The sequence below is a fragment of the Halobacillus alkaliphilus genome (assembly GCF_900113125.1).
In the GTDB taxonomy this organism is placed as follows: domain Bacteria; phylum Bacillota; class Bacilli; order Bacillales; family Halobacillaceae; genus Halobacillus; species Halobacillus alkaliphilus.
This window is the reverse complement of sequence record NZ_FOOG01000005.1, coordinates 153,068-163,462: the sequence shown is the minus strand read 5'-3', so window position 1 is coordinate 163,462 and position 10,395 is coordinate 153,068. Positions and strand designations below refer to the sequence as shown.

Below are 10,395 nucleotides of genomic sequence, written 5' to 3'. Positions count from 1 at the left end.
GATTCTTTGGGGAATCGGTTACCGCATGTGTACGGCTTGTCCATCAGACCTCCCCGGGTAAAAGCATAAACTTCCTTTCCATATCCCCGCCTCATTTACTGCCTGCCCCTTTGGTCGTTGGGGTTTCGTCTTGTTATGCAGACTCACCCCAGACAGACAGCCTTTTATGAGATTTGTGTTCCTCGGGGCGGAAATTTGTCTCCGGCTTCCTTCAGATTTCAGGTCACCCTGGACACCCTTGCCTTTGACTAACGGCTACAACGACCTTCGCCGCTCGGGACTTGAACCCTAGAGTTTACACCCGTGCCGGGCACACATAAAGAGCATGCTCTAGTCAAGAAGCATGCTCTTCATTATCATAAACGCCATTATCTATTTTTAATTTCCTCTTCTGTAAAAACTCAGTTAATTCTTCGTAGGCATTATTCTTAGGTGTTCGCTTCAACGATTCATAATTAAAAGAAAGTTTTTGCTGCTGCTGCATATCGAACACGTGAATCCGTCTGTCCTCAGAAATTTGCTCAGTCGACAACATTTTATAACGGATTAAGTTTGTCATAAATACCCCTTTTCTTTGGCAAAAGCGTCAAGAAACGGCAACTACATGAAATAATAATAACATAGAAAACGAAATAAAAAAATTACATTGACATAACAATCAACTTACGATTGTCCGTATATATTTTGTTTCACCATTGTTTAAGTTATCAGCTTTTATACCTTGCCCAACAATATTATTACAATATAAAAAAACAATTATACACAAAAAACGCCTTTCTTTCGGAAAGGCGTTTTTTGTGTATAATTGTCTCATTTAGTAGCGCGCCCGAGAGGATTCGAACCTCCGACAGACGTAGAACCGGAATCTACCGCTCTATCCAACTGAGCTACGGGCGCAAATTGACATGCAATATACATTATATGAAGAACAGGTGAATATTGCAAGGTTTTTTTATTATTTGACTCCAACCACATGCGAATATAGTTAAGAATTGGAATCAGCCCGTTTAATAAGGTGAAAATTTCAAAGCAGTTTCTAAAACTACATCGTCCTCAAACATAAAGGGATCATTCAACTTCTCCCCCCAGATGTTAGAATCCTTCGCAGAAACTTCTGCGTAAGAGGCACAAAGGAGATGAGACACATGTCAATCTCTAACCATGAGTCCGCTAGATCATTTACCACCACCTGGGCCCATAAATCAAATCTTTAGGTGGATGGCCCTGTAGAGAACTTTATTAAATAAATCTATATTTAGGAATAAAAACCATACACTCTACGTTTATCCAAAAATATTTAGGGAATGATGGTATAAGGAATTCTACGAAAAAGGTCGATCGTTTTTGTTTGACCTTTATTGACCTTAATTGTATGATAAATGTATTCCATCATAACTAGTGATGATAAGGAGGAAATCACAATGAACTTAGTACCTACAGTTATTGAACAAACAAACCGAGGAGAGCGTGCTTACGACATATACTCCCGTCTATTGAAAGACCGGATTATCATGCTTGGCAGCCCGATCGACGATAACATTTCCAACTCCATTGTAGCTCAATTGTTATTCTTGGCAGCTGACGATCCGGACAAAGATATTTCACTATATATTAATTCACCTGGTGGTTCTATCACATCCGGTATGGCTATTTATGATACGATGCAATTTATCAAACCAAATGTGTCTACCATCTGCACGGGCATGGCAGCTTCAATGGGTGCTTTCCTGCTAAACGCTGGTGAACCAGGCAAGCGTTATGCCCTTCCAAATAGTGAGGTTATGATCCACCAGCCTCTAGGCGGCACACAAGGTCAGGCTTCCGATATTGAAATTCACGCTAAACGTATTATTAAAATGCGCGAGAAGCTGAACAAAATTCTTTCTGAACGTACAGGCCAGCCTTATGAAGTGATCGAACGTGATACTGATCGTGATAACTTCATGTCTGCCCACGAAGCTGTAGATTATGGATTGATCGACAAAGTTATGGAGAAATCTTAATCTAATACTTATCCGCTGTGTAAAATACACAGCGGATTTTTTATGAGCTTATTTAAGTTCATTCTTTCACAAATACAGGTTTACTTCTCCTTCACAAATTCGTGAAGCTGTTCCATTGCAGTTTCTTCATCGGAACCATCTGCAATCAATTTAATACTTTCACCGGTGCCCACTGCAAGACTCATTAGACCCATAATGCTTTTGGCATTTACCCGCTTGTTTTCCTTCTCAATAAATATATCACTGCTGAAGCGATTAGCATTTTGGACAAATTGAGCGGCCGGCCTTGCCTGTAATCCTGTTTCCAGTTCAATCTTTATATCTCGTTCTATCAATGAATTCTCTCCTCCCTTACTCTCTTATTTCACCACCGAAAACGCATTCATAAAAACCGAAAGAAAACGCTCCCCGATCCATGAAAGCGTTTTTAATTATAGTTCATTATAGCATGAATTAAAGTGGAGAAACATTAATTTCTTGTGTTTTCTGTGACTTCTCCTCTTCGAACTTTTTCAGCAAATTCATCTATTTTACGCAGCCGGTGGTTGATACCAGATTTGCTTATTGCGGCTCCTGAAACGTATTCCCCAAGTTCTTTTAAAGAAACATCCTGATGTTGTAAACGCAAGGAGGCAATCTCCTGAAGCTTATCAGGTAAAGCTTCTAGGCCGACAGTGCGCTTAATAAATTTAATATTTTCAACCTGTCGGAATGCTGCTCCTATCGTTTTATTTAAATTAGCTGTTTCACAATTCACTAAACGATTGACAGAATTCCTCATATCTCTAACGATCCGTACATCTTCGAATTTAAATAATGCTTGATGAGCTCCAATATTACTGATTAGTTCAGTAATTTTATCGGCTTCCTTCAAATACGTAATAAACCCTTTTTTTCTTACGAGGGTACGAGCGTGCAGCCCAAAACTATTCATTAGCTGACACAACGCTTCGTTGTGTTCCTCATCAGAAGAATAAATTTCGAGGTGATACGAGGAGGTTTCTGGATTATTGACCGAACCACCTGCTAAAAATGCCCCTCTCAGGTAGGCACGCTTGCAGCACGTATCCTTTAAATACTTTTTAGGAATTTCCGGATTAATGGATAGTGGACCTTTCAGGATTTCCAGATCATGCAGCACCTGCTCAGCTTTTTCAGAAAGACGTACAATGTACACATTGTTTTTTTTCAAGCGCATTTTTTTTCGAACCAGCAGTTCTACTGGATAAGGATACAATTTTTTGATTAACATATACGTTCTTCTTGCTATGGCTGCATTTTCTGTTTGGATATCCAATATATAATGACGGTTGGAAAAAGAAAAAGTCCCGTTCATTCTAATTAAGGCTGCTAATTCTGACTCCATACAGCAAGCATCTGCTTCAACGTTGGTCAGTTCTTTTTTTATCTCTGATGCAAATGACACAGATGAACACCTCCCTCTGGCAGAAAGCCTCTCCGTTAAAGCATCGAATGCAGTAACTGAGTAAGCTTATCTGTATCATGCCGCAACATGGCTTGACTTTCATCTATAATATCTTCTTCCACTACTTCAATTCCCATTGACTTAATACGCTCTATGTCATAAATAACGGGTTCAGCATTTTCTTTCGCGTAGGCTTTCTTTACTTTTTGTTCAATCGGCTGGTTATGAACTACGATCGAGTTAATAACCCCTTGTCCAATGTGATCAAATAACGCCTTCAAGTGGTCTCCAGCAGTATATCCTGAGGTTTCCCCTTCTTGGGTCATAACATTACAGACATACGTTACTTTTGCTTTCGTATCTCTTAAAGCCTGACCAATTTCAGGAATAATAATGTTAGGAAGAATACTTGTATAGAGACTACCAGGTGCGATCACAATTAAATCCGCTTCCTTAATTGCACTCACAGCTTCCGGAAGCGGCTGGATAGGTGTAGGACTTACAAACACCTTTTTAATTTTTTTCTGTTGTTTAGGAATGCTCGATTCCCCTGTAACAATGGTGCCGTCTTCCATTTCTGCATGTAAATTCATGGAGTGATTCGCAATAGGATAAATGTGCCCTCTTACGTTTAAAACACGAGAAATTTCTTTAATTCCCTGATAAAAATCTCCAGTCATGGATGCGAGAGCAGCAAGAAGTAAGTTACCCATGGAATGACCAGACAACCCGTTTCCATCTGCGAAACGGTGCTGGAAAAGATCTAAAAGCATCGGTTCAGCATCTGATAAGGCAGCGACTACATTTCGAATATCCCCCGGCGCAGGTATAGCCATTTCATTACGAAGTTTTCCTGAGCTGCCTCCATCATCCGCTACAGTTACAATGGCAGATAAGTCAATTGGCAGATTTTTAAGTCCCCGAAGAAGTACAGGCAGCCCTGTGCCTCCGCCTATAACCACGACTCGGGGTGTGGCTGTATGATCCATCCTTTACAAACCCTTCCTTTTATCAATGTCTCTATGGGTCACGTGTGTGACGTAATCATTAGAGAAATACTCTGATAAATATTCTGCCAGTGCCACTGAACGGTGCTGACCGCCCGTACAGCCTATGGCTATAACCAACTGGCTTTTACCCTCCCGTTTATATTGCGGGAGCATGAACTGTAGTAAATCTTTAAGCTTCTCGAGGAACTTCTGCGTATCCGACCACTTGAAAACATAAGAAGAAACTTCTGTAGTGAGACCAGTAAGCGGCCTCATATGTTCTACGTAGTGGGGATTCGGCAGAAAACGAACGTCAAACATCAGATCGGCATCAATCGGCACACCATATTTAAAGCCGAATGACACCATTTGGACAGAAAATACCTGTTGCTCACGCTGCCGATAGCTCTCTACAATGCGTTCACGAAGTTCTTTTGGTTTTAAAGAAGTCGTATCAATCAAAGTTTGCGCGCGTCCGCGTAACTCATCAAGCATTTCGCGTTCTTTACGAATCCCTTCCAGTGGAAGTCCTTCTTTCGCTAAAGGATGAGATCGGCGGGTCTCTTTATAGCGTGATACTAGCGCTTGGTCTTCAGCATCAAGAAATAAAATCTGCTCGTGGATCCAGTCTTCTTTACCGAGCCGGTCTAATGAATCAAAAAGAGAATCAAAAAATTCCCGACCTCGTAAATCCATGACTAGTGCGACACTTTGAATGTTATTAGTAGAATCCTTCATCAGTTCTAGAAATTTAGGAAGCAAGGCTGGCGGCAGGTTGTCCACACAAAAAAAACCGAGATCTTCAAAGCTTTGAACAGCCACGGTTTTCCCTGCCCCTGACATTCCGGTAATAATTACTAACTGAGTATTGTTCGCTTCTTCTTGCATCCTCGATCGCTCCTCATTTAGTCAGGTCGTGACGGATCCATATCCTTATCAATCAGCTGGAAATCCGTCGTATATACAAATGTCCCATAAATTTGATCATCGCTATTTAAGATGTGTTTAAATATATGGCGGTCTCCCTCAGCCATTGGTTTACCGAGCACCTCATCTACAGGCACCCATTCGAGTTCGCCTTCCTCACTCGTCTCAAGGAGATTTCCAGAAGCAGAGGTGCAGTGAAAAGTGAACATCATCCATTCTTGAACTGTTTTTTCACCTTCACGCATAACAAAAGTAAACGATCCTCTTAATTCCGGCTCGTTAATTTCAAGTCCTGTTTCTTCCTTAAATTCACGGATAGCTGAATCTTTGATGTTTTCACCGTTCTCCATTTTACCACCAGGCGCTACATACCAGCCCCTTCTCGGTTTTTTTAACATTAATATGGAGTCATTCATTCTTAAAATACAATTGGCTACACGTTGCAACTTACAGTCACCTCATTTTCTTTCTAGAGGACATCATCCCTCATTATACAATGAATATGTCAGAAGCTACAATATTATAATTCGATGCAAAAAAAATACACAGGTGATAAGCACCTGTGTTTAATAGAGATATCTAATAAAAGGGGGTCAATTGATCAACTACATTGTAACTTAGTTTTATGTCATAGAGGTTACAGCATAGTTAATTTGAAGTGATTTTTAATTGACCATTTTAAGCTCTTCTAATAGGTTCTCAATATAATGCTGAGCAGATTGTGCAGCAATACTGCCATCGCCTGTAGCTGTTACGATTTGACGCAGTTCTTTTTCACGAATATCCCCTGCAGCAAACACACCCGGCACTTTCGTTTCCATTTTTTCATCTGTTTCGATATAGCCTTGATCATTCGTGACGCCAAGGCTTTCAAATGGCTTACTTAATGGAATAAGACCAATATAAATGAACGCACCATTTGTATTAAATTCATACTCTTGATTTGTTTTCTTATTGTTTAGGGTCACGCTGCCTACTTTGCCATCCTGTTCATTAATGGAAGTAACAACGGTGTCCCATATGAAATCAATCTTGTCATTATCAAAAGCACGATCCTGAAGGATTTTTTGAGCGCGAAGCTCATCACGGCGGTGTACAATCGTTACTTTGCTGGCAAAGCGGGTTAGATACACGCCTTCTTCTACCGCTGAGTCTCCTCCACCTACAACCACGAGTTCTTTATCGCGGAAGAATGCGCCATCGCATACCGCGCAGTAAGATACGCCGCGGCCGCCTAATTCTTTCTCTCCAGGTACACCAAGCTCTTTATATTGAGCCCCTGTCGTAATAATGATGGTACGTGCTTTATATTCTTTTTTTCCTGCTTTAATTGTTTTATACTCTTTTCCATCGATTACTTCTTTGATATCTCCGTAAGCGTACTCAGCTCCGAATTTTTTCGCGTGGCCAAACATTTTATTAGAAAGGTCTGGCCCAAGAATACTTTCGTAGCCCGGGTAGTTCTCTACATCTTCCGTGTTGGCCATCTGCCCGCCCGGAATTCCGCGTTCAAGCATTAGAGTATCAAGGTTAGCACGGGAAGTATAAACGGCTGCAGTCATTCCTGCTGGTCCAGCCCCTGCGATAATAACGTCGTAAATACGATCTTCCGTCATCCGTTATCAGCTCCTTGTTTCAGTGTGTGTCCTGTTGCCTTCGTTCATTTCATGTACATATCATATTAAAACAAATAAAAACCGTCCATTAATGTGCTTGTCATCTGATTATAATGAGCGTTTATTTTCTATAAACCTACAAATTTCGCCACAAAAACAAGTAGACACTTCAAAAAAAAGCGGCTAGCTGTTGTGACTATTCTTTTTAAATCAGTATTGTTTCCAGGGGCCCTCTTCTTTACTCAAAGTAGGGAATTGCTGGCACCCTTTTTCCCATAATTCTAAAGCCTTAGAAGGATTACCTGTATGATAAACCGAAATACTGTACCATTTATAATAAACTCGTCTTCTTGTAACCTGGCGGTCTTTCAAGCTGCGAAAGCGCTCCACAGCTTCTTTGTAAAAGCCTGCTCTTGCCAGCGTCTCAGCAACAGCTAATTTTTGCTGACTGTGCATGGGATAGACATTACGAAGGAGATGGATGTGTAGCAAAGCTTCTTCCCTGTCCCCCTGCATAATAAGGAAGGCAGCGAGGTTTACGTGGCTGTGTATATTTTCAGGTTCATTTTTCAACCATTCTTGTTCAATTTCGATAGCTTCCTGCTGATCCCCGTTCATGAACAGCGCATAAGCGTACTTATGCTTCGCCATCTGAAAGTCAGGAAAGAGCTGCATCATTTCTTGTAACAAGCTTAACGCCTTGTCCCACTCTTGGTGCTCAAGGTGATAGAAAGCAGTCTCTTGATAGATTAATAAATCATCTTCATCATCAAAAGCCCACTCATCATCATCCTCTTCTTCATCCACTGACTCCAGCATTTCCAGAAGCTGCTTGGATGCTTCCTCAAATTCTCCGTCTTCGGACTGTTCAAGATAGGTTTCGGCATATTTTTTAGCATCACTTAATAAGCCAAGATGAGCATAGTTGTTGGCCATCAAATAGTAACAATCCACATATTCTTTTCCGAACCGGGCCAGTACTTCCGTCAACAGCTGGTTAGCTGCGTGATACGAACCGATTTCCGTGTACACAACAGAAAGCTGGCAGGTATAAAGTGGTTCGTCAGGTGCTGCTTCTATTGCTTTTTTAAGCCACTTCACAGCCACATTGAAACGACGCTTCTGAAACGCCTGAATTCCATGGGTGAAATAGAAGTTTCCAGATGGCAAAAAAGGGATAATATTCGTATTTTCTTGAGCAGCTGTGCTATTTAGTGATGTCGTCATGAGCGTCCCCCTATTTCCGTTACAAATCTCACTAATAAAGCAGTATAACATAGAAATGTGTTATGAAATAGGAGATTTTGTAACTTTTAAGAGTGGCGTTCTTCCAGAACCGATAGTACGTCATCAAGTGGGACTCCACGATCAGTCAGAATAACAAGTAAGTGGAAAAGCAAATCTGCTGATTCCATAGCCATTTCTTCTGGATCATCATTTTTAGCTGCAATGATCACTTCTCCCGCTTCCTCTCCAATTTTCTTAGCAATCCGGTCTACGCCTTCATTGAATAGTTTGGCTGTATAAGAACCTTCTGGAAGTGTAGATTTCCGTTCGGCAAGTGTACTTTGTAGCTGGTCCAGAATTTGATAGCGATTCTCTTTCACATGTCCTTCCGTGTCGGTTAATGATTCGGAGAAGCAGCTGTAATCACCTTTATGGCATGCAGGTCCATTTGGAACGACTTGCACAAGTAAAGCATCCTGATCACAATCGAAATGGATGCTCGTTACTTTTTGTGTATTGCCAGAGGTTTCTCCTTTATGCCACAACTCTTGACGAGAGCGGCTGAAAAAAACGGTTTCCCCCATTTCCAATGTTTTTTCTAATGATTCTTTACTCATATAGGCAAGCGTTAATACAGCCTTTGAACGCGCATCCTGCACAATAGCTGGGACAAGTCCTTGTTCATCGAATTGTAGATCATTTACATTCATCTCACGATTACCCCTTTCTCCTTCAAATATGCTTTCACATTCGCAACTGACGTTTCTTTATAATGGAAAATCGACGCAGCTAAAGCGGCATCCGCATCGACTTCTGTAAATACATCATAGAAATGTTCACTGGACCCAGCTCCACCTGAAGCAATGACTGGTACGTTTACGACGTCCTGTACTGCCTCCAATAAGGGAAGATCAAAGCCTGTTTTTTCACCATCTTTATTCATAGATGTCAGCAGGATTTCTCCAGCTCCACGGCGCACTGCTTCCTCAGCCCATTCGGTCACTTTCCACTCAGAAGGGGTACGTCCTCCGCGGGTGTAGACACGCCATGTGCCCCACTCTTCATCAAAACGAGCGTCAATCGCAACAACAATACACTGGCTGCCAAAATAATCCGCTCCTTCTGTAAGCAGTTCCGGGCGGTTCACCGCTGAAGAATTTAAAGAAACTTTATCCGCCCCGTTTCTCAAAGTTTCTTTAATATCTTCGAGTGAGCGGATTCCCCCTCCGACTGTAAAAGGAATTGCCAGCTCTGAAGCCACCGAGCGTACGACATCAATCATAGTTTTCTTTCCTTCATGAGTAGCTGATATGTCTAGAAAAACCAGTTCGTCCGCTCCCTGCTCGTCATAAACCTTTGCAAGCTCTACGGGATCTCCGGCATCACGAATATCGACGAATTGAATCCCTTTCACTACTCGTCCTTCCTTCACATCCAGACATGGAATAATTCGTTTGGATAACATCAGCTTTCCTCCAATTCAAGAGCTTGAGAGAGCGTGAAACGATCAGTATAAAGGGCTTTTCCAACAATGGAACCAATAACGTGACGGCCCTGGTAGTTCTTAAGTATTTCTAAATCGCTCAGCCCCTGGATCCCTCCTGAGGCAATAACATTAACCTTCGTTTCATCCGCTAATCGAACAATTTCTTTCACATTAGGTCCAGACAACATGCCATCTTTCGCAATATCGGTGTAAATAAATGTCCTTGCTCCTGCCTCGGCTAATTCACGGCCTAAATCAACTGCCTGTATTTGAGAACTCTCAAGCCAACCTGCTGTAGACACGTAGCCATCTCGTGCATCGAGCCCGATGACGATACGCTCTCCAAAATTATGAAGAAGAGATTTCGTTAATTCTAAATCACGAACCGCAAGTGAACCGATGATCACTCGATCTACGCCCTGCTCCAAATAGAAACGTACATCTTCTTCACTGCGAATCCCTCCGCCAATCTGTACATGTGAAGGCAATTCCTTCGCTGCACGAAGTACGTGCTCCGCATTTTTTCTTGAACCTTCTTTTGCCCCATCAAGGTCGACCATATGAATCCAGGAAGCACCTTTATCGGAGAACTCACGGGCCACTTCATACGGGTCTTCCCCATACACGGTTTCCTTATCAAAGTCTCCCTGCTCAAGGCGGACGCATTTTCCATTACGCATATCAATTGCTGGATAAATTGTAAAACTCATCTCAAAAAACT

At 41.8% G+C, this 10,395-nt stretch carries 12 protein-coding genes and 1 tRNA gene; 1 reads left to right on the top strand and 12 read right to left on the bottom strand.

Annotated elements, in window-relative coordinates; translation table 11 throughout:
- Positions 1-334 precede the first annotated feature (334 nt).
- Positions 335-559, bottom strand: coding sequence for a hypothetical protein (locus tag BMZ06_RS05205; protein WP_089750801.1), 225 nt, complete (start codon positions 557-559; stop codon positions 335-337).
- A 262-nt stretch (positions 560-821) separates the two neighbouring features.
- A tRNA-Arg gene (locus tag BMZ06_RS05200) sits at positions 822-897 on the bottom strand.
- 482 nt (positions 898-1,379) lie between these two features.
- Between BMZ06_RS05200 and clpP the strand changes: the two genes are divergently transcribed.
- Entirely contained in the window at positions 1,380-2,003 is a 624-nt protein-coding gene (gene clpP / locus BMZ06_RS05195; RefSeq protein ID WP_269448406.1) for an ATP-dependent Clp endopeptidase proteolytic subunit ClpP, read from the top strand.
- Between the two features lie 80 nt (positions 2,004-2,083).
- Here the strand turns inward: clpP and BMZ06_RS05190 are convergent, their stop codons facing one another.
- From BMZ06_RS05190 to hisA, 10 genes are all read right to left on the bottom strand, one after another.
- The gene (locus BMZ06_RS05190) at positions 2,084-2,338 is read right to left on the bottom strand and encodes an HPr family phosphocarrier protein (RefSeq protein WP_089750799.1); all 255 of its coding nucleotides are present in this window, start codon (positions 2,336-2,338) and stop codon (positions 2,084-2,086) included.
- Between the two features lie 134 nt (positions 2,339-2,472).
- Positions 2,473-3,429, bottom strand: coding sequence for a DNA-binding protein WhiA (whiA, locus tag BMZ06_RS05185; RefSeq protein WP_089750798.1), 957 nt, complete (start codon positions 3,427-3,429; stop codon positions 2,473-2,475).
- A 35-nt stretch (positions 3,430-3,464) separates the two neighbouring features.
- Positions 3,465-4,418, bottom strand: a complete 954-nt coding sequence (locus BMZ06_RS05180) for a gluconeogenesis factor YvcK family protein (protein ID WP_089750797.1) — start codon at positions 4,416-4,418, stop codon at positions 3,465-3,467.
- A gap of 3 nt (positions 4,419-4,421) precedes the next feature.
- Positions 4,422-5,306, bottom strand: coding sequence for an RNase adapter RapZ (rapZ, locus tag BMZ06_RS05175; RefSeq protein ID WP_014644245.1), 885 nt, complete (start codon positions 5,304-5,306; stop codon positions 4,422-4,424).
- Between the two features lie 17 nt (positions 5,307-5,323).
- Positions 5,324-5,791, bottom strand: coding sequence for an 8-oxo-dGTP diphosphatase (locus BMZ06_RS05170; protein ID WP_014644246.1), 468 nt, complete (start codon positions 5,789-5,791; stop codon positions 5,324-5,326).
- Positions 5,792-6,010: 219 nt separating this feature from the next.
- Positions 6,011-6,961 (bottom strand): thioredoxin-disulfide reductase, encoded by a 951-nt coding sequence (gene trxB, locus BMZ06_RS05165; RefSeq protein WP_089750795.1) that lies wholly within the window; start codon positions 6,959-6,961, stop codon positions 6,011-6,013.
- Between the two features lie 210 nt (positions 6,962-7,171).
- Complete coding sequence (locus BMZ06_RS05160; RefSeq protein ID WP_089750793.1) at positions 7,172-8,188, bottom strand: tetratricopeptide repeat protein; 1,017 nt, start codon at positions 8,186-8,188, stop codon at positions 7,172-7,174.
- An 86-nt stretch (positions 8,189-8,274) separates the two neighbouring features.
- Positions 8,275-8,898, bottom strand: coding sequence for a bifunctional phosphoribosyl-AMP cyclohydrolase/phosphoribosyl-ATP diphosphatase HisIE (gene hisIE, locus BMZ06_RS05155; protein WP_089750792.1), 624 nt, complete (start codon positions 8,896-8,898; stop codon positions 8,275-8,277).
- Positions 8,895-9,653 carry an imidazole glycerol phosphate synthase subunit HisF gene (gene hisF, locus BMZ06_RS05150; protein ID WP_089750789.1) on the bottom strand — a complete coding sequence of 253 codons (759 nt, stop codon included), beginning with the start codon at positions 9,651-9,653 and terminating at the stop codon, positions 8,895-8,897. The genes hisIE and hisF overlap by 4 nt, the downstream gene beginning before the upstream one ends.
- Entirely contained in the window at positions 9,653-10,384 is a 732-nt protein-coding gene (hisA, locus tag BMZ06_RS05145; RefSeq protein ID WP_089750787.1) for a 1-(5-phosphoribosyl)-5-[(5-phosphoribosylamino)methylideneamino]imidazole-4-carboxamide isomerase, read from the bottom strand. The genes hisF and hisA overlap by 1 nt, the downstream gene beginning before the upstream one ends.
- Positions 10,385-10,395 lie beyond the last annotated feature (11 nt).

Bases quoted from the DNA above. Each gene is read 5' to 3' on its own strand.
- BMZ06_RS05205 (WP_089750801.1), bottom strand. From the start codon at position 559: ATGACAAACTTAATCCGTTATAAAATGTTGTCGACTGAGCAAATTTCT.
- BMZ06_RS05160 (WP_089750793.1), bottom strand. From the start codon at position 8,188: ATGACGACATCACTAAATAGCACAGCTGCTCAAGAAAATACGAATATT.
- rapZ (WP_014644245.1), bottom strand. From the start codon at position 5,306: ATGCAAGAAGAAGCGAACAATACTCAGTTAGTAATTATTACCGGAATG.
- trxB (WP_089750795.1), bottom strand. From the start codon at position 6,961: ATGACGGAAGATCGTATTTACGACGTTATTATCGCAGGGGCTGGACCA.
- BMZ06_RS05180 (WP_089750797.1), bottom strand. From the start codon at position 4,418: ATGGATCATACAGCCACACCCCGAGTCGTGGTTATAGGCGGAGGCACA.
- hisF (WP_089750789.1), bottom strand. From the start codon at position 9,653: ATGTTATCCAAACGAATTATTCCATGTCTGGATGTGAAGGAAGGACGA.
- clpP (WP_269448406.1), top strand. From the start codon at position 1,380: ATGTATTCCATCATAACTAGTGATGATAAGGAGGAAATCACAATGAAC.
- hisIE (WP_089750792.1), bottom strand. From the start codon at position 8,898: ATGAATGTAAATGATCTACAATTCGATGAACAAGGACTTGTCCCAGCT.
- hisA (WP_089750787.1), bottom strand. From the start codon at position 10,384: ATGAGTTTTACAATTTATCCAGCAATTGATATGCGTAATGGAAAATGC.